A 25,844-nucleotide genomic window follows, 5' to 3' on the forward strand; every position below is an offset into this window, starting at 1 on the left:
TCAGCCCTGCTGCTGAAGGAGCCGGTTGCAGGCCTCGACAGCGTTGTCAAGAGCTTGCTGCGGGCTCTCCTTGCCCTGCAACGCCTTGGCGACCTCGTTGCGCAGTTCGGTCTTCATCTGCTCGCTGAACAGCACGGGCGTGTAGTTGACGGCGTTCTTCAGCGACTTGGCGGCGGCGACCCGTACGCGCGTCTCGTCGGTGCCGTCCTCCTTGGTGAAGTACGGGTCGTCGAGGGAGCCGGCGGTGCTGGGGAAGATGGCGACCTGCTTCGCGAACGACATCTGGTGCGCGGCGTCGGTGACGTAGTGGGCGAAGGCGACCGCGGCGGGCGCGCGTTTCGTCTGCGCGTTGACCATCACGCCCATCACGTACATGTTGACGTGACCGGTGCTGGTGATCTGGTCCGTGATCCCGATGTTCTTGTACAGGTTGGGCGCCTGCTTCTTGAAGTTGCCGAGGTCGAGCGCGCTGCCGGGGTTCATGGCGACGGCACCGGTGAGGAACTTCTTGCCGGACGACTCGGGGGTGGCGGTGAGCGCCTGTGGGTCGAGGGCCTTCGCGTCGTACAGCTCCTTGTACTTGGTGAGGAGTTCGACTCCCTTGGCGTCGTTGAAGGTGAAGGCGGTGCCCGCCTTGTTCATGAGCTCGACGCCGTAGCGGCCGAAGTCCTCGACGGTGGGCACGTTGGCGAGGGTGGCGACCTTGCCGTCGGTCTCCTTCGCCATCTTCAGGGCGGCGTCGAAGACTTCGTCGTACGTCCTGGGAGGCTGCTCGGGGTCGAGCCCGGCCTCCCTGAAGAGCGACTTGTTGTAGAAGAGCGGGCCGGTGTTGAGGTACCAGGGGAAGGCATACATGCCCGTCATGCCCGGTATCCGATGGCTGGCCCAGGCACCTTCCAGATACTCCTTCTTGTACTGCCCGGCCGCCTTGTCGAGGTCGAGAGCGAGGCCCGCCTTGGCGAGCGGTGCGACGAGATCCGGCGAGACGTTGACGACGTCGGGCAGGGTGCCGCCTGCCGCGTCCGCGCTGATCTTGTCGGCGTACCCCTCGGCGGGCTGGTCGATCCATTTCACGTCGGTGCCGGGGTACTTCTTCTCGAAGTCGGCGATCAGGCCCTCGAAGTAGTCCTTGAAGTTGGCGCGGAGATTCCAGGTCTGGAAGGTGATGTCGCCCTCGACCTTGCCGGAGGCGTCGGCCGCGGTGCCGTCGCCCCCTCCCGAGCCGCACGCGCTGAGCGGCAGGACGACACAGACGGCGAATGCGGCAGCGAGGGCTCTGCGGGAAACGGGCACCGTGAACCGGCCTCCTTCGGGGGCGCGTTGGTGGACGAGGCAGACCCTGCATGCCGTTCCACAGGCCCGTCAATGGCTCTCGCAGAGCTAATTTCTTTAGTGACTAATGCGCATTAGGATCACCTCACTGAACCGCATTAGGTGCCTGCACTGAACCGCATTAGTGCATACTGCTCCCGGAATGCGTCGCCGGAATGAGGAATCGCCATGTCAGGCAAGCGGTCACCGGCCCGTCGGCCGACGATGAAGGACATCGCCCGGCACGCCGGGGTCTCCCAGAGCGCGGTCTCCTTCGCGCTGAACGGCCGGCCCGGCGTGTCGGAGGACACCCGCGAGCGGGTGCGGCGGGTCGCCGAGGAACTGGGCTGGCGGCCCAGCACGGCGGCGCGCGCACTGTCGGGAGAGGGCGCGGCGACGGTCGGCTTCGTACTGGCCCGGCCCGCGGACACCCTCGGCGTGGACTCCTTCTTCCTGCAGCTCGTCTCCGGCATCCAGGAGGTGCTGGCGGAGCGTCATCTCGGGCTGCTCTTCCAGGTGGTGGAGGACCTCGCCGACGAGTGCGCGGTCTACCGCCGCTGGTGGGCCGAGCACCGCGTGGACGGCGTCCTGGTCGTCGACCCGCGCACCGACGATCCCCGCCCCGGCCTCCTCGACGAACTCGGGCTGCCCGCCGTGGTGATCGGCGGCGCACCCGACGACCGCCACCCCGGCCTGTCGACGGTCTGGGCGGACGACGCGGGCGCGATGGCCTCGGTCGTGGACAGCCTGTACGCCCTCGGCCATCGGCGGATCGTGCACATCGCCGGTCTGCCGGGGCTCGCCCACACCGAACGCCGCGTCCGCACACTGCGCGCGGAGGCCGGGCGCCGCGGCCTGTCCGAGGTGAGGTCGGTGACCACCGACTACTCCGACGCCGAGGGCGCGGCGGTCACGCGCCGGGTTCTGGAGGGCCCCGCTCCCCCGACCGCGCTGATCTACGACAACGACGTGATGGCCGTCGCCGGCGCCGCCGCGGCGGCCGAGCTCGGCTTCTCGGTGCCGGCGGACGTCTCGGTGGTGTCCTGGGAGGACTCGGCGCTGTGCCGCATGGTCAAGCCATGGCTGTCGGCGCTGTCCCGGGACAGTGTGGAGTTCGGGCGCACGGCGGCGCGCGAACTGACCGCCCTGCTGGACGGGGGGTCGGCGCGGGCGGTGCGGGTGCCGGTGCCGCGGCTGATCCCGAGGGAGAGCACGGGAGCGGCCCGCACTCCCTGAACGCCTCGCCCGGTCCGCCCGGACGAGGTCAGCCGGCCGGCGCCAGCACCACGCAGCACCGGCCCGGAGCCGGCGCCAGAAGCGCCTGGAACGCGGTGTCGCCCGAGGTGGCGAGCACCCCACGCAACAGGTGGAGGTTCATCCCGCACACCGTTTCGGCGTGCTTTCTCGCCAGCACATGGAAGGGGCAGTTCCCGAGGACGACGGTCTCGCCCTCGCGGCGCGGCTCGAAGCCGTACCGCTCCAGCATGTCCACGACCCCGGCCACGGCCTCGCCGCCCAGCCGCTCGCCCAGCTCCGCAGACTTGCGGTACAGCACCGTACGGACCGGCTCGCCGGTGGCGTCGGACTCCTCCACGACCTCGGCCAGCAGCTGCCCGGCCATCTCGTACTGCCGGGTGGGCACGCTCACGCCGATCTCCCGGTCCGAGCGCCGGTAGAGCTTGGCCGGCCGTCCGGCACCCGGCCCGGTTCGCCCGCTGCGCCGCTCGTAGACGACGTCCAGCAGCCCCTCGTCGGCCAGGCGGTCCAGATGGAACGCCGCCGTCTGTCTGGCCAGACCCAGGGCCTGTGCGGCCTCGTCCCGGCCCACGGGGTCGGTGCTGCGCGCCACGTGCTCGTACAGCCGGCGACGGGTCGGCTCGTCCAGTGCGGCGACGGCGGAGAGGTCGTCGCGGGGTGCGTCCTTGGAGTGATCCACGAGCACCAGTGTAAAACCAAGTGTCGTTGACTAAAGAAACGGGATGCGCTTCTATCGATAACAGGTGTTGTTCATAGAAGGAGGGCGTCATGTCGTCCGCACCCGCAACCCCCGCACCCGTCGCCGCGCGGCGGGCCCTCACCACCGACCCCGGCTACCAGGCCTTCTGGATCCTGCGCGTCGGGTTCGCCGTCGCCCCGGTGCTGTTCGGGCTGGACAAGTTCGCCAACCTGCTCGTCGACTGGCCGGGCTACCTAGCCCCCTGGATCGACGACGTCGTCCCCGGCAGCGCGCAGGACGCCATGTACGCCGTCGGTGTCATCGAGATCGTCGCCGGACTGGTCGTCGCGGTGGCGCCGCGCTTCGGGGGCTGGCTGGTGGCCGGCTGGCTCGCGGGGATCATCGTCAACCTGCTGACGATCCCCGACTACTACGACATCGCGTTGCGCGACTTCGGCCTGCTGCTCGGCGCGGTCGCCCTGGCTCGGCTCGCCCAGCGCTATCACGGCACCCCCGGGCAGTGACGCGAGGGGGCGGTCACCGAGCCGCCGAAAGCCCGGCGAACGCCCCCTCCGCCCCCCGTCAGACCCGCGACCGGTACAGCCCGAACTCCACGAGCCGCACCAGGGCACGCGAACCGGTCACCCGCACCCGCCACCGCCGCGCCCGCACGGGCGCCGCCAGCAGCAGGATCCGGCTCGCGCCGATCGTCCCGGCCCGGGTCACCTCCGTCCAGGCACCGTCGCGCTCGGCCTCGACGACAAAGCTCTCCACCTGCTGCCCGTACCGGATGTCCTCCGCCAGCCGGATCCGGTCCACCTCCCGCTCCCGGCCGAGGTCGACGGTGACACGGCCGGGCGAGACGGTGGTCCGGGCCTCGCGCGCAAGGTCCTCCGGCAGTTCGCGGTCCACGCGCTCCCGGAACTCCCTCAGCCGTGCCACGTCGGCGGCGGGCAGCAGTCCGTCCCTGTCCGGTGGGATGTTGAGGAGCAGCACCGCGTTGCGGCCCACGGACCGGAAGTAGATGTCCGTCAGTTGCTCGACGCTCTTGGGCTGCTGGTCGGCGTGGTAGAACCAGCCGTCGCGGAGGGATACGTCGCACTCGGCAGGCCACCACTGCAGATGGTCGGCGACAGGCTTGGCCTGGACCAGCGCGTCGCGGCTGCCCATGTCGGGGGCGTCGTAGGCGAGGGCGTAGTCCGTCCGCCCGTAGTCCTTCTCCCGCACCGGTACGACGCTCCACTCGTCGTCCCGGGCCAGCCCGCCCTCGTTGCCGACCCAGCGCACGTCCGGGCCGGACACGGCGATCACGGCGTCGGGCGCGAGCGAGCGGACGAGGGTGTACCAGCTGTCCCAGTCGTACTTCTCCACCTTGTCCGGCGGGATGCGGCCCTGTGCGCCGTCGAACCACACCTCGTCGACCGGCCCGTACTCGGTGAGGACCTCGTAGAGCTGGTTGAGCATGTGGGCGCCGTAGTCGGTGGCCGGGAGGGCGTACGAGCGCGACGGGGTGCGGTCGTCGCCCTCCACGAGAGTGGGGATCGTACGGTCGGTTCGGGCGCTGCCGTTGGCGTAGACGCCGTGGAGGTACTGGTTCTCGTCGGCGGGTGAGATGTAGACCCCGACCTTGATGCCGTGGCGGCGCATGGAGTCGGCGAAGGAGCGCAGGACGTCGCCCCGGCCGTCGCGCCAACTGCTGGACGCCACCGAGTGGTCGGTGTAGCGGGACTGGTGGAGCACGAAGCCGTCGTGGTGCTTGACGGTGAGGATGGCGAGTTCGAATCCTGCGTCGCGCAGGGCGCGGGCCCACTGGTCGGTGTCGAGGCCGGCCGGCTGGAACACGTCGGGGTCCTCGTCGCCGGTGCCCCATTCGAGGCCCGTGAAGGTGTTCACGCCGAAGTGCAGGAACGCCGTGCGCTCCAGGCGCTGCCAGGCGATCTGGCGTGCCGTCGGGCGGACTTGCGAGGCCTTGCGGACGAGGTCGGCCTCGGTGTCGTCGGGGCTGACGGGGATGCGGTAGGCGAGGTCTTCCGCGCGAGCGGCAGGGGCCGCGAGGGCGGTTCTGGTGGCGCCGGTCACGGCGAGGACGGCGGCTGTCGCGACGAAGACGCGTCGGGAAACGGCCATGGGAAGGCTCCTCGGGTCGGTCCTCGGATCGGATCCTCAGTTCAGGTGCCATACGGCGGGCGTGCGCTGGTCCGGCGGGTACTGTGCGAGCCGGCCGTCGTCCGTCACGCTCACCGTCATCCGGGTGATGGCGTTGACGAGGAGCAAGCCACCGGCCACGGGCTCCAGCTGCCAGCGCTGGAGGGTGTTCGCGGGATCGCACGTCTGCGGCGCCGCCTCCACGCCGGGCTGCAGCGGCACGTTGAGCGTGAGCTTCCCGCCGCGTACCTCCAGGCAGCCGTCCGCGGTCCGTACGGTCACATAGCCGTCGGCGGTGCGCGCGACCTCGGCGTCGAAGGACCGGCCCTGCGTACGGAAGGTGTACGCCCCGTCGGCCACCGGTACGCGGGTCGGCTCCCGCCACCCGGGGGCGTGCCCGACCGCCGTGCCGCGCGCGGTGAACTCGGCGTATGCGGCGTCGGGGTGTGGATCACCCCAGGTGGCCTGGGCGAGGTGCCGCAGCGCGGGCCACAGGGCGACGGCGACCTCGTTCTCGGTCTCGCCCCGGCCGTTGTCGGGCCAGAGGCTGATCTTCGCGCCGGTGATGCCGTCGGAGGAGGCCAGCTTCTCGCCCTCGAAGCTGCGCGGGTCCCAGCTCTGCTCGTACAGCCCCTCGGTGTCGCTGTGGAAGCCGCCGCGCACCAGGTAGAGGGCGTAGGCGGCGTTCATCAACGGAAAGCCCTGAGCCCGCAGCCGGCTCGGCTTCGTCGCCACGTTCAGCCAGTGCTCGACGGTCGTTCCGGCGGCCACCGGAACGGTGTTGGCGCCGGTGAGCCCGTCGTTCCAGATGCGCAGCTTCTTGCCCATGCCCGCCGCGTGGGCGTGGACGCGGTTGACGAAGTCGATGAACGCGTCCTGGGGAGTGGCGCCGGGGCCGTACCTGTCCTGGGCGTACTTCAGGATCTGCGGGTACTTGGCGAAGTCGGAGCCGAGCATGTACTCGTCGGCGCCCATGTGCCAGGAGCGGGACGTGAACACCTGCGCGTACTCGTCCATCAGGCTCGTGTAGTACGCGAAGGCCTCGGGCCGGGTGATGTCGAGCCGGGACGGCTGCTTGTTGCCGTCGGAGTCGGTCAGTTGCAGGTCCGGGCGGTTCTCGATCCACGGGTCCATGTGGCCCGGGGAGTTGATCTCGGGGATGATCTCGACGTGGTATCGCTTGCCGAGGGCAACGAGGCCGCGTATCTCGTCCTTGGTGTAGTAGCCCCAGGTGTTGGCCTCGGGATGGGCGTCGCTCCTCACCTTCAGTTCGAGGAGGAGCTGGTTGAGCTTGTGGTACGCCATCTCGCGGACCAGGTTCTCCAGCCAGGGCAGGGAGACATGGATGTAGCAGGCGCAGACGCCGACACCTCGCTCCTGGTAGCGCGGTACGTCGACGGTGCGGCCGGCGGGGATGCGGTCGTCCCGGGCGAGGAGCTGAAGGAGGGTGCGGGTGCCGTAGAAGGCTCCGGTCTCGGTCGCAGCGGTCACCGACAGGCGCTCGCCGACGCGGAGTTCGTAGCCCTCCGCGCCGAGGGAGGTGCGGGAGGGCTGGACGTCGATAACGATGTCACCGTCGCGCGCACCGCCTCGTACCACGGGAACGGTGCCACGGCCCGCCTCGCGAAGGTCGTCGGCGAGGGTGCCGGCGACCCGCCGTTCGGCCGGGCTGTCGGCCACGAGGCGGGCGGAGCGCTCGTAGGTGTAACTGCCGGACGCCGGTGTCCAGTCGGTCAGCGCGGGCACCGTGACCGGCGGCCCCTGCTCCTCCTCCGCGAGCGCCGGCACCGGCGCCGCGCAGAGCAGCGTCAGCGCCGTCAGGAAACCTGCCGCTCTCAAGCGTCTCCTCATGAGGCACCCCATTCATCGGATGTCTGATCATTGGGCGGGCCCCAGGGGCTGTCAATGGATCGCGAAGTGGGGGGAGTTGACTCATTGATCGGATGATGTGCAGGTCAGCGGGCTGTGCCGAGGACAGGCCTCGCGAAAAGTCCAAGAAGACCCACCCGAATATCCAAGCCGGCGGCCATGCCGAGCCCTCCCGAACATCCACGCCGAGCGCCCTCTCGACTCCGGGCCCTCGGCCCGGCAGAGTTCTCCTACATACTCGCGAGTAAGCCCTGAGGAGCGCCCGTGACCAGCTGGGTCGGCCGGACCGCCGCCGAGATCGCCGCCGCCGTACGCGAGAAGCAGGCCACGCCCCGTGAGGTGGTGGCCGAGCACCTGTCCCGTATCGAGCGGCTCGACGGCCGTGTCGGTGCCTTCCGGGTGGTGCGCGCCCAGGCGGCGCTCGCCGAGGCCGACGAGGTGGGCTCGCGCGCCGACCTGGCCGAACTGCCGCTGGCCGGGGTGCCGGTGGCGGTCAAGGACAACCTCGCGGTGCGCGGTGAGTCCAACCGCGTCGGCTCCGGCGCGACGCCGGACACCCCGGCCGACCACGACCACGTCACCGTGGCCCGGCTGCGGGCCGCCGGAGCGGTCGTCGTGGGGCTGACGAACGTGCCGGAGCTGTGTGTCTTCGGCACCACCGAGGGCGTGCACGGCACGGCCCGCAACCCGTGGGACACCTCGCGCACGGCGGGCGGCTCGTCCGGCGGCAGCGCGGCCGCGGTCGCCGCGGGCATGGTGCCGATCGCCCTCGGCAACGACGGCATGGGCTCGCTGCGCATCCCGGCGGCCAACTGCGGTCTGGTCACCATCAAGCCCGGTCACGGTGTGGTCCCGGCCGGCATCGGCGACGGGGACTGGTTCGGCATGTCGGAGAACGGCCCGCTGGCCACGACCGTCGAGGACGCCCGCCTGATGCTGTCGGTCCTCGCCGACACCGAGGTCGTACGCCCGGACACGCCCGGCACGCACCGGATCGCCGTGTCCCTGCGCAGCCCACTCGCCGGGGTCACCATCAGCAAGCCGTACGCGACCGCCGCCCGCGAGGCGGCGGGGCTGCTGATCAAGGCCGGTCACCAGGTGCGGCGTGCCGACCCGCCGTACCCGATGTCGCTGGGTGTGACCGCGCTGACCCACTGGACCGCGGGCACGGCCGTGGACGCCCAGGGCTACGACCCACGGCAGCTCACCCGCCGGACCCGGGTCCATGCCGCTGTCGGCAGGCGCTTCGTCGACCGGGTGCGGGCCGGTACGAGCCGGGAGGAGCTGCGCCGACGGCTGGAGCCGTTCTTCGCCGAGTACGACGTACTGCTCACCCCGGCCCTCGCCCGCCGCTCCCCCAGGTCCGAGCCCTGGCACGAACGGGGCTGGCTGCGCAATGTCATGGCCAACACCAACTACTCGCCGCTGACCCCGCCGTGGAACCTCACCGGCTGGCCGGCGATGGCGATCCCGTTCGGCACGCTGCCGTCCGGCGCCCCCTGCGCCGTGCAACTGGTGGGGCGCCCCGGAGCGGAAGCGGACCTGCTGGCATTGGCGCGACGGATCGAGGAGCTGCGCCCGTGGCGGCGGACGGCGCCGCTGGACTAGGCCGCTTCTTCAGCACCTGCCGGAACCCTACGGTCGGGAGCGCGAGCGGTGTGCTCGTACTCAGTACACGCGCACCCCGTAGGCGTTGAGGGCCTCGATGACCGGCTGGTAGAACGTCGTGGCGAAGAACGGGAAGCTGCAGCTGCCCGAGCCGCCGGAGGTGAGGCCCAGACCCTGGCTGCCTGCGTAGAGGGGGCCGCCGCTGTCGCCGGGGTTGGCGCAGATGTTGGTGCGGATCAGGCCGGTCACGGTGCCTTGCGGGTAGCGGACGGTCCAGTTGAGCCCGGTGACACGGCCGCAGCGGGTGCCGGTCGTGGAGCCGCGGCGGCAGACCGACTGATTCAGCTGGGCCTCGCCGGCGCTGGCGATGTCCTGGCTGCCGACCGTCCCGGGCGGGACGGGCTGTCCGCTGTCGTACCGCACGATGCCGTAGTCGTTGCCGGGGAAGCTGGACCCGTCGGGGGTGCGGGTGGTGCCGATGTGCGTGACGAACCGGTCGGAGTACCAGTCGGTAATGCCGTTGGTGCAGTGGCCGGCGGTCAGGAAGAAGTAGTTCCCTGCCCCGTCCTGGGTGTTGAAGCCGAGGGAGCAGCGATACTGGCCGGCGGTGCCGGTGCCGTAGACGGCGTCGCCTCCGGAGAGGTACGCGGTGAGTTTGCCGTGCAGGCGCTCGACGAGCAGCGCGCCGGCGTTGGCGCCCGCTCCCCGCCTGATGGTGTCGATCGCGGCGCTGGGCACGGTGCTGTCGGCGGCGAGCAGCACCCTGCCGGACTTGTCGTCCACGCTCCAGGCGGTGCCGGCCACATCGGCTCTCGCAACCGCCTTCTCGACCGCGGCGAGCTGCGCGGTGCTGTACGCGGTGGTCGGGCCGGGGTCGACGGCGCCTGCGGGGACCGCGGTCCCGGCCACGACCGTCGCCGCCAGGGCGGTCAGTCCGGACGCAAGGGCGACCAGGCGGGTACGGCGGCTCGCGCCTCGGGGCGCGGGGCATCTGATCCTCATAGGGGTCTCCAGGAAGAGTCGGGCCACGCGCCACTGGACGGGAACGGCCGCTGAGTGATCCGTTCCGGACGCTAATCGCGCCCCAAGCCTCCGGCGACCTGGGCACCTCCTACGGGTGACGGCCCGACAGGTCACCGCGTGCGGGCGGCGCCGCCGGCTCGGCCGCGTGCGTGGCACACCGTCAGCGGCTCGGTCGCTCCCCCACCCCGTCAGCGCCCGCGTCGAGCGAAGGGCCCGTCGGCGCTGAACGCCAGCCGCGCGAAGCGTTCGCCGATGCGGCGGTGGGTGGCGGCGTCGGGGTGCAGGCCGTCGGGCAGGGGCAGTTCGGCGGAGTCGGTCTCGCCGTACAGGTCGCGGCCGTCGAGGTAGTGCAGGTTCGGGTCGTCGGCCGCGCGCTGCCGCACGATGCGGGACAGCTCCTCCCGGATGACGCCCAACGTCAGTTTTCCGCTTGCGCGTTCCGCCGGATCGCCCATGGCGACGAACCGCAGCCGACCCTTGCCGAGATCGCTGAAGTCCGGGAAGCAGGGGCCGGGCGTGTCCTCGTGGATCGGGCACAGGATCGGCGACACGACCAGCAGGGGCGCGGTCGGATGTCCTTCGCGGACGGTGTCGAGGAAGCCGTGCACGGCGGGGCCGAAGGCGCGCAGCCGCATCAGGTCCAGGTTGACGAGGTTGATGCCGATCTTGACGCTGATGAGGTCGGCGGGCGTGTCGCGCAGGGCGCGGGCGGTGAACGGGTCGAGCAGGGCGCTGCCGGCCAGACCCAGGTTGATCAGCTCCACGCCGCCGAGGGACGCGGCGAGCGCGGGCCAGATGCCGGTGGGGCTCGCGGCGTCGGAGCCGTGGCTGATCGAACTGCCGTGGTGCAGCCACACCCTGCGGCCCGGGTCCCGCGCCGGCTCGACGGGGGCGTCGGTGCGCAGGGCGAACAGTTCGGTGGTCTCGTTGTGCGGCAGCCAGATCTCGACGTCCTTGTCGTCGGCGGGCAGCCCGGTGAAGCGGACGGTGCCGGGCCGGCCGGGGCGGTGCTCGGCGGTGCCGGCGGCCATGTCGACGATCACGACGTTGCCGTCGGTCACACTTCCCTGCCCCGCGGGGCGGCCGTCGACGATCAAGTCGTATACACCGTGCGGGCGTGGCGGGGCACCCACGTAAGCGCGCTTGGTGGGCAGCGTGTCCAGTTCGACGGCGGTGGCCCTGGTGCGGAAGGCCAGCCGTACGCCGGACGGCTGCGACTCGGCCATGGCCAGCTGCCCGTCGGTGTTCTGTGCGCGGGCGCGGGCGGGCAGCCGGTGCGGCAGTACGCCGTGCTCGGTGCGCTCGACGTCGAGGGCGCCGCGCAGGAGGTCGGCGGTGACGGGCCTGGTGATCCAGTGGTGCTCGGTGTCCATGTCCTCAGCTCGTCGGTCAGGGGGTGGGCGCCGCGGGCCAGTTGCGCAGCAGAGCGTCGAGGGCGTCCAGGATCCGGGTCCAGGTCTCCTCGGAGTCGGGAGCGCTGTGGCTGAAGCCGCCCGCCGACTCCAGGCTGGCGTAGCCGTGGAAGACGCTGCCCAGCAGCCGTACGGCGTGGGTCGCGTCCGGCTCCGCGATGTCGTAGCCGCGCAGGATCGCCCGCGTCATGTGCGCGTGCCGGACGCCCGCGCTGCCGGCCGCCGTCTCGGGGTCCAGCCTCATCCGCGCGGCGGCGGCGCGGCCGGGGTGCTCGCGCTCGTAGTCGCGGTAGACGTTGGCGAAGGCGACCAGGGCGTCCTTGCCGGCCCGTCCGGCGATGGCGTCGGCGGCGCGGTCGGCCAGCTCCTCCAGTGCGAACAGGGTGATCCGGGTCTTGAGGTCCTGGGTGTTCTTCACATGTGAGTACAGACTCGCGACCTTGACCTCGAACCGCCGGGCGAGCTCCGATGCGGTCACCTGCTCGAAGCCGACCTCGTCGGCAAGCTCCGCACCCGCTCTGACCAGGCGTTCCGTCGTGAGTCCCACGCGTGCCACAACCGTCCTCCCCTTCGCCATAAGCGATTATGCACTTACCTAAAGTGTTTAGGCAAACGGGAAGGTCCTTAAGGCTGGCCAACCAAGACCAAAGCCGGCCCGGCACCCGATGCGCAGGCGCCCCGGTGGCGGCGACCCGGCGCCGGAAAGACGAAATCCGCGGCCGGTGTCGGCCGCGGCTTGCTTGATCGGCATGGGCGTGAGACCCGCACGCCCATGCGGTCGGCGATCGCGAAGAGTTCCGCCGCGTCAGTCGACGCTGGGCAGGATGTGGGGCTCGGCGAGGTCTTCCTCGTAGCCGGCCAGGCGGATGGGGGCGGACCTGGCCCACACATCGAGACTGCCGATCTCCTTCGACCGGCGGCCCGCGCGCTCCGTGCGTTCCTTGGGGCGCTGTTCGCGATTCGTCTTCTCAGGTGTCACCGCGCACTCCTTCTGTGTCGGATCACCCTCGGGGCGGGGCCGGCCAGTCTGCGGTCCGGCACTTGACGCCCGCTCGGGTCTTGTTCAACGTCGGCTCGGACGCGGTGGCGCCGGTAACTGGTGTGCAAGCAGGCCGTTGTGCACCGGCTTGTCCCGGGACGGACCATGGGTGTGGGTTGGGACCCTGTGTTGCTGTCCGTCCGCTACAGATTAACCAAATGAGCGGGTACCCGCTCGATGGGGCTGCAAACAAGCTGTAACTATCCGGAGTCAACCAGCTTTCAGCCAACCCCTTATTCACGCGTTTGTTATGAAATGAACGGCTTATCAGTCGCTCGTTCGGCTCAACATCATCTTTCGGCTTGACCGGAGACATCAGCACGCCGCGCAGTTCAAGTCCCGTTGGCCGATTCGCAAGGCGGCCATGATCTGCTGGCGGACGGCAACGGCTTGTCCGGCGGGAGGACTGACGCATGGAGCTGCGCAGTGTCGAAGAGCTGATGGATCTGCTGTACGCCTGCCGGGGCACCCGGGCCGCCCCGGGCCTCGCGAGCACCCGAGTCGACCTTCACCAACACGCGCTGCAGACAGCCGCACTGCTGCGCCGAGTCCGCCCCGCCGACAAGGAACTCCAGGTCGCGGGGCTCGTCCATGCCATCGGCCCGCTGCTGCGCCCCGGCGACGCGAACCGCCACTCCGACTGCGCCGCGGACGCGGTACGCCCCCTCCTCGGCGAACGGGTCTCCCGCCTCGTCCGCGAACACTGCCGGGCCCGCGAGTCCGCCGACGACGACCTGCTGCGCCTGCACCAGGCCGACGAGGAGGGCCGCAGCGCGGAGTTCGACGCCGGGGTGCTGGAGGACTGGCGGGCGGTGCTGGAACTGGTGGCGGCCAGGAACTCGCCGCTCGGGGCTAGCAACTGACGGCCCGTCATGGGACGGTACGGCGATGACGTCGCCGTACCGTCTCCAGGGCAGGACCGCCATCGTCACCGGCGCCACACGCGGCATCGGGCACGCCGTCGCCCGGCACCTGGCCGCCGCCGGAGCCCTGGTGTGCGTGACCGCGCGGGACCCGCGGGAGGTCCGGCGGACGGCTGCCGAACTGGGCGGTGTGGGGGCGGCCGGCAGTGTGGCCGACCCCGAGCATCTGCGGGCGGTCGTGGACCTGACCCTGCGCGAGTTCGGCCGGCTCGACGTGGTGGTGAACAACGCGGCGACCAACCTGCCGTACGGGCCCCTCATGGACGTCGATCCCCTGGCCTGGCGCCACGCCTTCACCGTGAACGTCGAGGCGCCACTGCGGCTCGTGCAGTGCGCCTGGCACGCCTGGATGCGCGAACACGGCGGCGCGGTGGTCAACGTCTGCACGGAGGGCGCCGGACATGTCGGCCCGAACATCGGCGCCTACGGCACCGGCAAGGCGGCACTTCTCCATCTGACCCAGCAGCTCGCGGGCGAGCTGGGCCCGAAGGTACGGGTCAACTCCGTCTCCCCCGGCCTGGTCCGAACCGAGATGGCACGGTTCGTGTGGGAGCCGGGCGAGGAGGAGGTGGCCGCCGGGTTGCCGCTGGGACGGATCGGGGAGCCGGAGGATATGGCCCGGGCGGTGGTGTGGCTGGCATCGGACGCGGCGGAGTGGGTGACGGGGGCGGATCTGCTGGTCGACGGCGGAACGCGGGTGCGCATCCCCACCTCAGGGGCGCGGGGCACCGCGCGACCGGCCACCACCCCCACCCGGCGGACGCACACCGGCCCTGACTACCACTTACCGGGCGCGTAGTCCTTCAAGAAGACCCCGTACACGTCCTCCCCGGCCTCGCCCCGCACGATCGGGTCGTACACCCGAGCCGCCCCGTCCACCAGGTCCAGCGGAGCGTGGAACCCCGCCTCGGCAAGCCGCAGCTTGTCGTAGTGGGGCCGTTCATCCGTGATCCAGCCGGTGTCGACCGACGTCATCAGGATGCCGTCGGACTGGAACATCTCCTGCGCACTGGTCCGCGTGACCATGTTCATCGCGGCCTTGGCGGCGTTCGTGTTCGGGTGCCCCGCACCCTTGTAGCCGCGCCCGAAGACGCCCTCCATCGCCGAGACGTTCACGACGTACGCGCGTCCGCTCGCCGCCTTCTTGGCGGCCTCGGCCATCGCCGGCCGGAGCTTGCTGATCAGGATGAACGGCGACGTGTAGTTGCAGAGCTGGGTCTCAAGCAGTTCCACCGGGGAGATCTGGTCGATGGTCTGCACCCAGGTGTTGGTGTCGACGACGTCGGGGACGAGGCCGCCCGCGTCGATCGCGGTGCCGTCGAGGTGCCGCTCGACGCTGGCGTTGCCCGCCACCAGGGCGAGGTCGGCGACCTGCTGGGCGTCGAGACCGCTGGTGCCGAGCGGGAGTGCCGCGAGGCCGTCGACCGCGCCGGAGTTGAAGGCGCCGATGACATGGTGGGCGGGGAGTTCCCCGGCGGGCAGCGGGGCGGTCTCGCCCTCGACCAGGGCGGCGTAGGCGGAGGGCAGGCGCCGCACGGTCTGCGTCGCGTTGTTGACCAGGACGTCGAGCGGGCCCGCCTCGGCGACCTGGTCGGCGAGGGCCACGGCCTGCGCGGGGTCGCGCAGGTCGATGCCGACGATCTCCAGGCGGTGCATCCAGTCCGCGGAGTCGTCCATGGCCTTGAAGCGGCGGATGGCGTCCTTGGGGAAGCGCGTGGTGATCGTCGTGTGGGCGCCGTCGCGCAGCAGCCTGAGCGCGATGTACATGCCGATCTTGGCGCGGCCGCCGGTGAGCAGGGCGCGCTTGCCGGTGAGGTCGGCGCGGGCGTCGCGCTTGTCGCGGTTCAGGCGGGCGCAGTCCGGACAGAGCTGGTGGTAGAAGTAGTCGACCTCGACGTACCGGGTCTTGCAGGTGTAGCAGGAGCGCGGGCGCTGGAGTATCCCCGCGATCTTGCCGGCCTCGGTGATCGACGACGGGAGGATGCCCTCGGTCTCGTCGTCGATGCGCTGGGCGGAGCCGGTCGCCGTGGCCTCCGTGACCGCCTTGTCGTGCGCGGTCTTGGCGGCCCGGCGCTCCTGGCGTCGGCGCTGCTTGACGGTGCGGTAGATACCGGCGGTGGCCCGGCGCACGGTGATCGCGTCGGGGTGGTCGACCTCCAGCTTGTCGAGTTCCTCGAGCACGCTGAGGCAGACGGCGAGCCGCTCGGGGTCGATGCCGGGGCCGTACGCGACCTCGTCACCGGGCTCGTGCACGACCTCGTCCGCGAGCGCCGCCGAGCCGTCCTCTGTCACCGTCATCGCCGCTGCCGTTCCCTGATCCACCGCGGCGCTCCGGTCGCGCCCGCTTTCGAACGGGGAATTGTACGGAGCGCCGGGCCACACCGCCAAAAACCGGGAAGGAGCCCACGCGGCGAGGACCAGGAACCGGCGGCTCAGGGACCGCAGGCGGTGATCAGCTCCGCCACCTCCTCGGACACGGCCCTGGCGAGCACGTCGAGGTCCGGCACCGCCTTGGCGTCGGCGACGAGGCCGTAGTGCACGCGTCCCCGGTACGTCGAGATCGCGATCGCCAGGGACTGACCGCGGGCCAGCGGGGCGAACGGGTAGACCTCGGTGACCTGGTGGCCGCCGAGCTTCAGGGCGACGCCGGGCAGCGGCACGCTGGTGACCAGGATGTCGAACCAGAGCCGGGCGGCCCCGCCCACCAGCGGTCCGCCGAGGCGGTGGCCGAGCGCCGGGACGTGGTCGGCGAGCAGGGCGACGGCACCCGCGCCCCGGTTGGGGCCGAGGTCCTTGTTGCGGTCCATGGCGGTGCGGACCGTGGCGAGGCGACGCAGCGGGTCGGGGTCGTCGACCGGGAGCCGTATCAAGTAGCCCGACAGCCGGTTGCCCTGAGGGTGCGCGGTGCGCGGGCGGCGCTTGGAGACGGGGATCAGGGCGCGGGGCGCGACGCCCTCGCTGCCGTCGCCGCGTTCGTCGAGCCAGCGGCGCAGGGCGCCCGCGACGACCGCGATGAGGACGTCGTTGACGGTGCCGCCGACGGCCTTGCGGACCACGTGCACGTCGTCGATGTCGACGACGACCCCGGCGGTACGGCGGGTGCCGCTCGGCTCGGCGGTCAGCGCGTCCGAGGAACGCATGCCGAGCGTCGACACCGCGACGGAGGCACCGATGTCGAGGGCCCGACCCACGTCGGACAGGGCGCCGCGCATCAGGCCCGGCAGCCTGCGCACATCGGGCAGGCGTCTGCGCGAGGGCTCATCGGGGCGGGGCTTGCGGGCCGGCAGGTCCATGGGGTCCAGGACGGCGGCGGCGAGGGTCAGCGCCCGCAGTCCGTCCGCCAGGGCGTGGTGGAACTTGAACAGTACCGCGAACGACACCCCGTCCTCGCCCGGCAGCACATGCGCCTCCCACGGCGGCCGGCCGCGCTCCAGCGGGCGCTCCATGAGCCGGCCCGCCATCGCCTGGAAGTCGGCGGTGGGGGCGTGCAGCCGGACGTGGTCGAGTGGGTCGAAGTCCGGAGCGGGCTCGCGGGCGGCGCCGCCGAAGGAGAACGGCTGGAGCAGTCCGCGCGGCTGCCATGCGTCCCGGATGCGCATCCGCAGGCCCGGAACGGCTGCGGCGCGCGCGGCGAGCAGGTCGGCCGCGTGGGCTCCCGCGGTGGGCGAGTGCGCCGTGAACACGCCGAGCGCGCCCAGGTGCATGGGGTGTTCGGCGGACTCGATGTTCCAGAACGCCAGGTCGAGAGGTGCGAGCAGGTCAGAAGTCAATGGCTTGCCTCGCGTCGACGAAGGGTGGACCAGCAGTCAATCGCCCGGGGGCGATTACAGTCAAGTACGATCAAGCTACGCACAGTTAACGGCAGATTAAGTCCCGCCCCTCGCGAAAGGGGCGGGACTCATGGTGCATATGAGGTCACTCCAACACAGGTTGCGGCGCCGGGCATCCCACAGGAGTCACCCGGGAGGCGTCACGGATCAGCGCCTCGTGCGCGGCCGGAGGTGTGCCGTGTCCGAAATCTGAAACATGACAAGTCCGTCTGTCTCAGCAGAACGGCCGGAAGTCGGTTCACCTCTTCCCCTCACCCCTTCCCCGTGGAGCCCTCACCCGCGGTCAGCAGAGCTTGCGCCTGCTCGCGGGCATGGCCGATGGGGTCCGGGAAGATGCTCAGGCCGTGGGCGACGAGCGCTCCCTCGTGGAGCAGCATGAGCGTCCGGCCCAGACGATCGGCCCCGTCCGGGGCGATGTCCCGGGCCAGGTCGGTGAACAGGGCGAGCATGTACTGCTTCTGCCCCGTGATGATCGAGTGGGCCGGATGTGACGGATCGCTGATCTCGGCGTGGGCGTTGACCATGCTGCACCCCTTGGGACTGTTCTCCGCCGACCAGGCGCGCGAGGCGTCGAAGACGGCCAGGGCGCGGGCCACCGAGGCCGGCTGCGCGGCGTCGAGGTACCGGGCGAGGAAGGCCCGCCAGCGTTCGTCACGATCCGCGAGGTACTCCACGACGATCCGCTCCTTGGAGCCGAACCGGTCGTAGAGGGTCTTCTTCGTCACCCCGGCCTCTGCGGCGATCAGGTCCACCCCGACGGCATGGATGCCGCGCTCGTAGAACAGCCTGGTGGCGGCGTCCAGGACGCGCCGGGCGCCCGGCGTCATCGTGATCCGTCGTGAGCCCTCGACTCTGCCCAAACCCTCGGTCGTACCCATGCCCCTGGAGTATACCGACCTGTATAGTGGAGAGCGCGGTATACCGATCGGTTTAGTGGAGGGAGGGTGAGTCATGAACCTCCTGCTCTCGATCGCCTTCGTGCTGTGCTGGAGCTCCGGGTTCATCGGGGCCAAGCTCGGCGCGGGCAGCGCGTCCGCGGTCACCATCCTGATGTGGCGGTTCCTGCCGTTGGCCGTCGTCCTGATGGGCGTGGCCCTCGCGTCCGGAACGTCGTGGCGGGGTCTCACGGCGCGGGATGTGACACGGCAGGCCGTGGTCGGCGTGCTGTCGCAGAGCGGGTATCTGCTCACCGTCTACTACGCGATCCAACTCGGCGTCTCCAGCGGCACCACGGCCCTGATTGACGGCGTCCAGCCGCTCGTCGCCGGGGCACTCGCCGGACCCCTGCTGCATCAGTGCGTCTCGCGCAAGCAGTGGCTGGGCCTGTTCCTGGGAGTGAGCGGCGTCGCCATCGTCACCGCGGCCGATGCGGCGGCCGGCACCGGTGCGGCGTGGTGGGCCTATCTCATCCCCTTCCTCGGCATGCTGGCGCTGGTGGCGGCGACGTTCGTCGAGAGCCGCTCCCGCGCGCGGGTCGCGCCCACGGTGTCCCTGACCGTCCACTGCGCGACCAGCGCGGTCGTCTTCACGGCACTCGCGGTGGGTACCGGGGCGGCGATGCCGCCCGGCGAGTTGTCGTTCTGGACCGCGATCACCTGGCTCGTGGCCCTGTCGACCTTCGGCGGCTACGGACTGTACTGGCTCATACTGCGACGCTCCGGGGTGACCAAGGTGAACACGCTCATGTTCCTCATGGCGCCGGTCACCGCTGTCTGGGGAGCCCTCATGTTCGGCGAACCGTTCGGCCCGAACACCGCGCTGGGCCTGGCCGTCGGCCTGGCAGCGGTCGTCATCGTCCATCGCGGCGACGCTTCGGTTCGCCCCTCACCGGCCAATTGACCTGAAGCCAAGCGCTATTGATGGCTCATCAGTTGCGGAATCAAGTACAACTTTGCGAGTTCTTGGTGTAGCTCGGCCGTCGATTACGTGAGCCTCATGGGCACCAGGCGGTGACTCCAAGCCCAGTGACAACACGGGCCGGTTGCCGTCCCCCCATGTACGGCGAGAGGCAACAGACATGACGAGGGACCGCGCACTGCGGTACGGCGGCCGCACCCTGGTGCTGGCTGCGACGGCGTTCGGGATGATCGCGGCGGCCGTGCCGGCTGTGGCCGAGGAACAGCCCACCACGGAGCAGATCATGGCCGACTGCGCTTCCGGGGAAGGCAAGTGCAGCTTCAACTCCCCTGAGATCGGCGAGGCTTATCTCGGTGAGCCCCGCCAGGTCTCCGAGCTTCTCTTCAACTGCACCGCCTCGCCCGCCTCCCAGTCGATGTCGTGGGCCGACACCGTGGGCTCCTCCCACTCGGTGGGCGGATCGGTCACCGTCGGCGGCGGCATCGAGGGGATCGTCACAGCCAGTGTGACCGCCACGTACAACTACACATGGCAGAGCTCCCACACGGAGACGAGCTCCTTCACCGTGAGCGTCCGGCCGGGAGAAGTGGGCTGGATCTCCCGCGCCCAGGTGATGCAGCGGATAACCGGCACGTGGCAGACCCACTACGACGACCCCAAGTGGGGCCACTACTACTGGTTCGTACCCGACGTGATCACCGGCCCCGCTCCGAACGGCACGGACGGCAAGCACAGCGCGGTCGTGGTCAAGTCCCGCAAGATGACGGCCGACGAGAAGAAGCTCTGCTCCACCGGCTCCACGCGGGGCGAGGTCTTCACCCGCGGCGCCTGACGCGGCGGCCCGTCGCTCCCGACCGGGGCGGCGGGCCGGACCACACGGGGCGGGCCCAGGGCCGCGACGCCGGCATGATCCGACGACCGGTCCTAGGGCACGCGCTGCCCCTTCCCCAGCGCGATCACCCCGTCCTTGGACACGGTGTACAGCTCCGCGTCCCGCTCCGGATTGACGCCGATCGTCGCGCCCGGGGGCACCTCGACGTTCTTGTCGAGCACGGCGCCGCGCACGACCGCGCCCCGGCCGATGCGCACGTTGTCGTGCAGTACCGCACCCTGCACGACGGCGCCCGGGTCGACCACGACACCCGGCGAGAGCACGGACCGCGTGACTTGTCCCCGGATCAGACACCCGGCGCTGATGATGGACTCACTGGCCATGCCGCCCGCGTTGAAGCGGGCCGGGGAGAGCTGGTTGGAGTGGGTGTAGATGGGCCAGCTGCGGTTGTAGAGGTTGAAGGCCGGGCGCTCGGCGATGAGGTCCATGTGGGCCTCGTAGTACGCGTCCAGGGTTCCCACGTCCCGCCAGTAGCCCCGGTCACGGTTGGTCTCGCCGGGGACGTGGTTGGCGCTGAAGTCGTACAGCTGGGCCTCACCCCGGTCGGTGAGCTGGGGCAGGATCGAACCGCCCATGTCGTGCACCGAGTTCTCGTCCTCGGCGTCCCGCTGGAGGGCCTCGATGAGGGCCTTGGTGGTGAAGATGTAGTTGCCCATGGAGGCGAACACGGTCTCCGGGTCGTCCGGGAGGCCGGGTGGGTCGGCGGGCTTCTCCAGGAAGCGTTCCACCGCCAGGCCGTCCGAGCCGGGGCTGATCACGCCGAAGGACGACGACTCGGCGCGCGGCACGCGTATGCCCGCCACCGTGACGCCCGCGCCGCTCTCGATGTGCTGGGCGAGCATCTGGCGCGGATCCATGCGGTACACGTGGTCGGCGCCGAACACCGCGACGTACTCGGGGCGTTCGTCGTAGATCAGGTTCAGGGACTGCAGGATCGCGTCCGCGCTGCCGAGGTACCAGCGCGGGCCGAGCCGCTGCTGGGCCGGGACCGGGGTGATGTAGTTGCCGAGCAGGCTGGACATGCGCCAGGTCGTGGTGATGTGCCGGTCCAGCGAGTGCGACTTGTACTGCGTCAGGACGCAGATGCGCAGGATGTCGGCGTTGACGAGGTTGGAGAGGACGAAGTCGACGAGGCGGTAGGTGCCGCCGAAGGTGACCGCGGGTTTCGCGCGGTCCGTGGTCAGGGGCATCAGGCGTTTGCCTTCTCCGCCCGCGAGTACGATTCCGAGCACCGAAGGTCCGCCACGACGCATGGCCGCTCCCCTCACCGTGGTTGCTCCCAGCCTGCCCCTCAGTAGCGCGCGCTAAGCCTGTTTGAGGATCTCCCCGTAGAGCCGGGCCGTCCGCCGGGCCACCGCGTCCCAGCCGAACTCCCCCACGGCGCGCTCCCGTCCGGCCTCGCCCATCCGGCGGGCGGTCTCCGGGTCGCCGATCACCGAGTCCAGTGCCCGGGCGAGTCCCGCCTCGAACGCCTCGACGTCGTCGTCCAGCGGGACGAGCAGTCCGGTCTTGCCGTCCTCGACGACCTCGGGGATGCCGCCGACCTGCGAGGCCACCACGGGAGTTCCACAGGCCATCGCCTCCAGGTTGACGATGCCGAGGGGTTCGTACACCGAGGGGCAGACGAACACGGCGGCGTGCGTGAGGAGTTGGATCACCTCGGGCCGCGGCAGCATCTGCGGGATCCAGTGCACGCCCTCGCGGACGCGGCTGAGCTCCTGGTAGAGGTCGCGGAACTCCTGGTCGATCTCCGGGGTGTCGGGCGCACCCGCACACAGCACGACCTGCACGGCCGGGTCGATGTGCCGTACGGCGCGCAGCAGATGGGGCACGCCCTTCTGGCGGGTGATACGGCCGACGAACAGCACGAACGGGCGGTCGGCGTCGAGGCCGAACCGGCGCAGGACGTCCGTGCCGTGGTCGGGCCGGTAGAGGGTCGTGTCGATGCCGTTGTGCACGACGTGGACCCGCTCCGGGTCCAGCGCCGGATAGCAGCCGAGGATGTCCCCGCGCATGGCCCCGGACACGGCGATCACCGCGTCGGCGGCCTCGATCGCGGTGCGCTCGGCCCAGCTGGACAGGGCGTATCCGCCGCCGAGTTGCTCGGCCTTCCAGGGCCGCAGCGGCTCCAGGGAGTGCGCGGTCATCACGTGCGGGATGCCGTACAGGAGCTTGCCGAGGTGGCCGGCGAGGTTGGCGTACCAGGTGTGGGAGTGGACGAGCTCGCGGCCTTCGAGGCCGGCCGCCATGGCGAGGTCCACGGAGAAGGTGCGCAGCGCGTCGTTGGAGGTGTCCAGCGCGGACCAGGGGCGGTGGCGCAGCACGCCCACCGCACGGCCCTCGCCCCAGCAGTGCACCTCGAGGTCGACGAGGTCCCTCAACTCCCGGGCGAGGAACTCGACATGGACACCCGCGCCGCCGTACACGTCCGGCGGGTACTCCCGGGTCAGCAGTCCCACTCGCACCCGGAACCCCCTGTTCTCAGCGGCTGGTTGCCCTTTCATGGTCACCCAGATGGGGCGCGTGGGGAAGAGCGCGGGGCTCGTGTGAAACAACAGTCACCGCACACGCCACCGCCGGGCACCCGGTAGTAGAGGCAGCAGCTGCGGCGACGGAACGCGGTTGCGGTGAGGGTGCCGGTGTCGGCGAGGAGGGGGTGGGCGAAGAGTTCCGCGGTCAGGGCGCGGGCCCGGGCGGCGGCATCGGTACGGCCGTTCGCGCGCGCCCACCGGTCCAATTGCCGGGCCGCGCCCACGAGAGCGGATCCGGCGTTGCCCCACAGGAGGCCGGTGGCGACGCGGTACCGGGTGTGCAGGGCGGCGGTCAGCGGTTCGAGGTGGCCGTGCAGGACGATCTCGGCGACGGTCCGCGGGTCCCCGGGCAGCGGGCGGACCTCGGTGAGCCACAGGTCGTCGGGGGCGGTGCCGTCGGGGTCCCAGCGCAGCAGGCGCGGGTCGAGGTCGGGGACACGGCCGTGCAGGGCGTGGCAACCGAGCGTCACCGACCAGAGGCGGGCCGCGAGTCCCTGGTGGGCCACGGAGGCGGCGATGCGCGACTCGGGGGCGTGCAGGGCGTTCGCGACTTTCCGGACACGGACGGCCAAGGGACTTCCCTGGGTGTCCGACGAGGGTTCGCCGTACGCCTGCGCCAGGGTCGGAAGTGGCCGAAGTGCTGCCCCTGGCGCGTGCAGTACGAAGAAGCCGCCGAGCGGCCGGAGCGCGGCGAGATCGGGGTCGATGTCCACGAAGAGCAGTAGTACCAAGGCCCCTCGGGGGTTCTCACCTGGGGGTCTCCACCCGGGGTCCCCCGCCCAGAGGATGAGGCGGGCCTTCCAGTACTCCATCGGCAGTACGACATGGTGGGTGCTCTGGTACGACGACGGGAAGAACATTTCGCGGCATCGTGTTGGTCATGACAGCCGACCGTTCGCCGCGCAGGGGTCACCGCCCTCGCCTCACGCAGAGGAGCAGCTGATGAGCGCCCTCGCGTTGTCCGTGCTCCTGTCGCTCGTCTCCGCGGTCGCGTACGCGGGCGGGGCGATCGTGCAGGAGCGTGTCGCGGTGTCCTCCCCGGGGCAGCAGTTCGCGCCGATGCACCGGCCGGGCTGGTGGGCGGCGGTCGCGCTGAACGGCCTCGGCGGTCTGCTGCACGTCGTGGCGCTGGCCTTCGGTCCGCTCAGCCTGGTGCAGCCGCTGGGCGCGCTGACGATCGTGTTCGCACTGCCGATGGCGGCGCTGTTCTTCGGTCGGAAGGCCGGGTCGACGGCCTGGCGGGGCGCGATCATGGCCACCGTGGGGCTCGCCGGGCTGCTGTCCCTGGTCGGCTCCTCCGAGTCGCAGTCGCTGGGCACGGCCGAACAGGCCGGTGTGGCCCTGGTGACCGGCGGCATCGTGGTGACGCTGATGGTCGCGGGCCGGGCGGCCCACCGGCACCCGGCGGTGCGCAGCATGCTGCTCGCGACCGGCTCCGGCATAGCCTTCGGCATGTCCTCGGTGTTCACGAAGATCGTCGCCGTCGACTGGAACGGCGGGGTGTCGGCGGCCGACCTGCCCGCCCTGGCCACGATCGGCGCCTTCGCCACGGCCGGTCTGCTGCTGTCCCAGGCCGCCTACCGGGGCGCGGGCCTCGCGGCGCCGCTGGCCACGCTGACGGTGGTGAACCCGGTGGTGGCGGCCGCGGTCGGCATAACGATGTTCGGCGAAACCTTCCGCTACGGCACCACGGGCACCGTCCTCGCCCTGGGCTGCGGTGTGGTGGCGGCGGGCGGCCTGATCCTGCTGACGACGGAGCGGATCGCGCGTACGGAGGGCGAGGCGGCGGAGGTCCAGCCCGAGGCGGTGGCCGCGGCCGGTCCCGAGGCGGGCGCAGAGGAACTGCTCGCCGGGCTCCCGGAGCAGCGCGCGGCGATGCCGCGCGAGGAACTCCTCGTACCCGACCGGATCGATGGCGTCCTCGTACCGGCCCAGGCCGCGGAGGGCGCGTACGCGGACGCGGAACCGCCGCACCCGGGCAGCGAGCCGCCGAACCTCTACGGCCCCTTCTACGGCGGCCCGTACGTGCCGATGCCACTCGTCGACCGGCATCGTATGCGCGTCAAATCCTGACGCCACCGGCCCGGAGATAGGCGACCGGGTCGATGTCCGCGCCGAAGCCGGGCCCCGTCCGCACCTCGAAGTGCAGGTGCGGGCCCGTGCTGTTGCCCGTGGACCCCGAGCGGCCGATGCGCTGCCCGGCGCCCACCGACTGCCCGTCCTTCACGGAGATGGCCGAGAGGTGGGCGTACTGGGTGTAGCGGCCGTCGGTGTGCCGGATCACCACCTGGTAGCCGAAGGAGCCGCCCCACCCGGCGCTGACCACCTGCCCGGCCCCGACGGACTTCACGGAGGTACCGGTCGGGACGGGGAAGTCGACGCCCGTGTGATAGCCCTTCGACCAGGAGGAGCCGGCCTTGCGATACGGGGTGCCCGTGGGGGAGCTCACCGGGGCCACGAGCGAACGACTGCCGGCCTCGGCCTGCTCGTCCCGGTCCGAAGAGGCCTTCTCGGGCGAGGACGAGGACGAAGACGAGGAAGTCTTCTGCGGCGAGGACTTGGGGGCGGACGTCGGACCGGTCGTCGTGGCGGCCTTGCCGCGCAGCGCGAGCCGCTGGCCCGGCAGGATCAGGTCGGGGTCCGCTCCGACGGTCTTCCGGTTCGCGGCGTACAGCCCCCGCCAACCGCCCCTGACCTTCTGCGACTCGGCGATCCCCGAGAGGGTGTCGCCGCGGACGACCGTGTACATCTCGGCGGTGCCCGCCCGCGACTGGGGCGTGGTCTGCGGCTGGACGTCCTGGACCGAGGTCTTCTTCGTGGTGCCGGCGGGGTGGATGCCGGGCGTGTCCCCGCCCCGGGTCAGCCCGGCCCGCACCGAGCACACCGGCCAGGCGCCGGGCCCCTGTCCGTCCAGCACCTTCTCCGCCACGGCTATCTGCTGGTCCTTGGTGGCCAGATCCGCCCGGGCCGCGTACCGGGTGCCGCCGTACGCCTCCCATGTCGCCTGGGCGAACTGCAGGCCGCCGTAGTAGCCGTTGCCGGTGTTGACGTGCCAGCGGCTGGTCGACTCGCAGGCGGCGACCTTGTTCCAGGTGTCCAGATCGGCGGCCTGCGCGGTGCCGGTGCCGATGAGGGGGAGCGCCATTCCGGCGCCGCCCGCGGTGACGGTGAGTGAGGCGCGGTTGATCCTGTTCGGCTGGTACCGGCGGTGGCGACCGCGTGCGGCCATGACGGAGCCCCCCATTGACATGCGTCAGGAGGGGCAAAAGTAAGCGCTGCGAACAGGCCATGACAAGACGGAAATTCGGCCTCCCGTTCCCGCCAAGTGGCGAGGAATCGGCGTACGTTGCCCGGTGTGCGGGACGAGGCGCGGGACGGCTGAGTGCGGCGGGGCCTTCCGTGCGTATCTGCCTGCGACATCGCGCCACCCCGGGTGTGCGGCCGGAGAACCGGCACGTCAGGATGGAC

23 protein-coding genes are annotated in these 25,844 nt (G+C 71.0%); 8 read left to right on the forward strand and 15 right to left on the reverse strand.

All coding sequences use genetic code 11. The annotated features are described in order from the left end of the window. Positions 1 to 1,293, reverse strand: coding sequence for an ABC transporter substrate-binding protein (locus ACIBAG_RS02185; protein ID WP_399099945.1), 1,293 nt, complete (start codon positions 1,291 to 1,293; stop codon positions 1 to 3). A gap of 207 nt (positions 1,294 to 1,500) precedes the next feature. On the opposite strand from ACIBAG_RS02185, the gene ACIBAG_RS02190 reads away from it, so the two are divergent. Then, complete coding sequence (locus ACIBAG_RS02190; protein ID WP_399099947.1) at positions 1,501 to 2,547, forward strand: LacI family DNA-binding transcriptional regulator; 1,047 nt, start codon at positions 1,501 to 1,503, stop codon at positions 2,545 to 2,547. A 28-nt stretch (positions 2,548 to 2,575) separates the two neighbouring features. On the opposite strand, the gene ACIBAG_RS02195 is transcribed toward ACIBAG_RS02190, so the two are convergent. After that, entirely contained in the window at positions 2,576 to 3,253 is a 678-nt protein-coding gene (locus ACIBAG_RS02195; RefSeq protein ID WP_399099949.1) for a helix-turn-helix transcriptional regulator, read from the reverse strand. Positions 3,254 to 3,336: 83 nt separating this feature from the next. Here ACIBAG_RS02195 and ACIBAG_RS02200 point away from each other — a divergent pair, with 83 nt between their 5' ends. Beyond that, positions 3,337 to 3,771, forward strand: coding sequence for a hypothetical protein (locus ACIBAG_RS02200; RefSeq protein WP_399099951.1), 435 nt, complete (start codon positions 3,337 to 3,339; stop codon positions 3,769 to 3,771). 58 nt (positions 3,772 to 3,829) lie between these two features. On the opposite strand, the gene ACIBAG_RS02205 is transcribed toward ACIBAG_RS02200, so the two are convergent. Together ACIBAG_RS02205 and ACIBAG_RS02210 are read right to left on the reverse strand one after the other, a co-directional pair. Next, complete coding sequence (locus ACIBAG_RS02205) at positions 3,830 to 5,374, reverse strand: alpha-L-fucosidase (protein ID WP_399099953.1); 1,545 nt, start codon at positions 5,372 to 5,374, stop codon at positions 3,830 to 3,832. Between the two features lie 36 nt (positions 5,375 to 5,410). After that, the gene (locus ACIBAG_RS02210) at positions 5,411 to 7,255 is read right to left on the reverse strand and encodes a family 20 glycosylhydrolase (RefSeq protein ID WP_399099956.1); all 1,845 of its coding nucleotides are present in this window, start codon (positions 7,253 to 7,255) and stop codon (positions 5,411 to 5,413) included. 270 nt (positions 7,256 to 7,525) lie between these two features. Here ACIBAG_RS02210 and ACIBAG_RS02215 point away from each other — a divergent pair, with 270 nt between their 5' ends. Next, a complete protein-coding gene (locus ACIBAG_RS02215) occupies positions 7,526 to 8,869 on the forward strand; it encodes an amidase (RefSeq protein ID WP_399099958.1) in 1,344 nt (447 codons plus the stop codon). 60 nt (positions 8,870 to 8,929) lie between these two features. Here ACIBAG_RS02215 and ACIBAG_RS02220 read toward each other — a convergent pair whose 3' ends face one another. From ACIBAG_RS02220 to ACIBAG_RS02235, 4 genes are all read right to left on the reverse strand, one after another. Continuing rightward, on the reverse strand, positions 8,930 to 9,871 hold the full coding sequence (locus ACIBAG_RS02220) for a S1 family peptidase (protein WP_399099960.1): 942 nt from the start codon (positions 9,869 to 9,871) through the stop codon (positions 8,930 to 8,932). A 209-nt stretch (positions 9,872 to 10,080) separates the two neighbouring features. Continuing rightward, positions 10,081 to 11,265: a GDSL-type esterase/lipase family protein gene (locus ACIBAG_RS02225; protein WP_399099962.1), complete on the reverse strand. Its 1,185-nt coding sequence runs from the start codon at positions 11,263 to 11,265 to the stop codon at positions 10,081 to 10,083. Between the two features lie 16 nt (positions 11,266 to 11,281). Next, positions 11,282 to 11,860 carry a TetR/AcrR family transcriptional regulator gene (locus tag ACIBAG_RS02230; RefSeq protein ID WP_399099964.1) on the reverse strand — a complete coding sequence of 193 codons (579 nt, stop codon included), beginning with the start codon at positions 11,858 to 11,860 and terminating at the stop codon, positions 11,282 to 11,284. A 249-nt stretch (positions 11,861 to 12,109) separates the two neighbouring features. Continuing rightward, positions 12,110 to 12,283 (reverse strand): hypothetical protein, encoded by a 174-nt coding sequence (locus ACIBAG_RS02235; RefSeq protein ID WP_107049960.1) that lies wholly within the window; start codon positions 12,281 to 12,283, stop codon positions 12,110 to 12,112. Between the two features lie 473 nt (positions 12,284 to 12,756). On the opposite strand from ACIBAG_RS02235, the gene ACIBAG_RS02240 reads away from it, so the two are divergent. Further along, on the forward strand, positions 12,757 to 13,206 hold the full coding sequence (locus ACIBAG_RS02240; protein ID WP_399099967.1) for a hypothetical protein: 450 nt from the start codon (positions 12,757 to 12,759) through the stop codon (positions 13,204 to 13,206). A 25-nt stretch (positions 13,207 to 13,231) separates the two neighbouring features. Further along, positions 13,232 to 14,065 carry an SDR family oxidoreductase gene (locus ACIBAG_RS02245; protein WP_399099969.1) on the forward strand — a complete coding sequence of 278 codons (834 nt, stop codon included), beginning with the start codon at positions 13,232 to 13,234 and terminating at the stop codon, positions 14,063 to 14,065. On the opposite strand, the gene ACIBAG_RS02250 is transcribed toward ACIBAG_RS02245, so the two are convergent. The 3 genes from ACIBAG_RS02250 to ACIBAG_RS02260 form a co-directional block, all read right to left on the reverse strand. Further along, on the reverse strand, positions 14,044 to 15,564 hold the full coding sequence (locus tag ACIBAG_RS02250; RefSeq protein WP_399099971.1) for an SDR family NAD(P)-dependent oxidoreductase: 1,521 nt from the start codon (positions 15,562 to 15,564) through the stop codon (positions 14,044 to 14,046). The genes ACIBAG_RS02245 and ACIBAG_RS02250 overlap by 22 nt on opposite strands. A 134-nt stretch (positions 15,565 to 15,698) precedes the next feature. Continuing rightward, positions 15,699 to 17,036 carry a wax ester/triacylglycerol synthase family O-acyltransferase gene (locus ACIBAG_RS02255; protein ID WP_399099973.1) on the reverse strand — a complete coding sequence of 446 codons (1,338 nt, stop codon included), beginning with the start codon at positions 17,034 to 17,036 and terminating at the stop codon, positions 15,699 to 15,701. A gap of 311 nt (positions 17,037 to 17,347) precedes the next feature. Beyond that, positions 17,348 to 17,974 (reverse strand): TetR/AcrR family transcriptional regulator, encoded by a 627-nt coding sequence (locus ACIBAG_RS02260; RefSeq protein WP_399099975.1) that lies wholly within the window; start codon positions 17,972 to 17,974, stop codon positions 17,348 to 17,350. A 73-nt stretch (positions 17,975 to 18,047) separates the two neighbouring features. Here ACIBAG_RS02260 and ACIBAG_RS02265 point away from each other — a divergent pair, with 73 nt between their 5' ends. Both ACIBAG_RS02265 and ACIBAG_RS02270 read left to right on the forward strand, forming a co-directional pair. After that, a complete protein-coding gene (locus tag ACIBAG_RS02265) occupies positions 18,048 to 18,935 on the forward strand; it encodes a DMT family transporter (RefSeq protein WP_399099978.1) in 888 nt (295 codons plus the stop codon). Positions 18,936 to 19,113: 178 nt separating this feature from the next. After that, complete coding sequence (locus tag ACIBAG_RS02270) at positions 19,114 to 19,785, forward strand: hypothetical protein (RefSeq protein WP_399099980.1); 672 nt, start codon at positions 19,114 to 19,116, stop codon at positions 19,783 to 19,785. Positions 19,786 to 19,877: 92 nt separating this feature from the next. On the opposite strand, the gene glgC is transcribed toward ACIBAG_RS02270, so the two are convergent. Genes glgC through ACIBAG_RS02285 form a run of 3 tightly spaced genes read right to left on the reverse strand, consistent with a single transcriptional unit; the run spans position 19,878 to position 23,107 of the window. Further along, entirely contained in the window at positions 19,878 to 21,098 is a 1,221-nt protein-coding gene (glgC, locus tag ACIBAG_RS02275) for a glucose-1-phosphate adenylyltransferase (protein ID WP_399099982.1), read from the reverse strand. A gap of 51 nt (positions 21,099 to 21,149) precedes the next feature. Further along, entirely contained in the window at positions 21,150 to 22,310 is a 1,161-nt protein-coding gene (gene glgA, locus ACIBAG_RS02280; RefSeq protein ID WP_399099984.1) for a glycogen synthase, read from the reverse strand. Between the two features lie 41 nt (positions 22,311 to 22,351). Beyond that, a complete protein-coding gene (locus ACIBAG_RS02285; RefSeq protein WP_399100551.1) occupies positions 22,352 to 23,107 on the reverse strand; it encodes a (2Fe-2S)-binding protein in 756 nt (251 codons plus the stop codon). A gap of 211 nt (positions 23,108 to 23,318) precedes the next feature. Here ACIBAG_RS02285 and ACIBAG_RS02290 point away from each other — a divergent pair, with 211 nt between their 5' ends. Continuing rightward, entirely contained in the window at positions 23,319 to 24,449 is a 1,131-nt protein-coding gene (locus tag ACIBAG_RS02290) for a DMT family transporter (protein ID WP_399099986.1), read from the forward strand. On the opposite strand, the gene ACIBAG_RS02295 is transcribed toward ACIBAG_RS02290, so the two are convergent. Next, entirely contained in the window at positions 24,439 to 25,605 is a 1,167-nt protein-coding gene (locus ACIBAG_RS02295; protein ID WP_399099988.1) for a transglycosylase family protein, read from the reverse strand. The genes ACIBAG_RS02290 and ACIBAG_RS02295 overlap by 11 nt on opposite strands. Between the last annotated feature and the right edge of the window lie 239 nt (positions 25,606 to 25,844).

Origin of the sequence: Streptomyces sp. NPDC051243, assembly GCF_044455405.1 — a bacterium.
Lineage (GTDB): Bacteria > Actinomycetota > Actinomycetes > Streptomycetales > Streptomycetaceae > Streptomyces.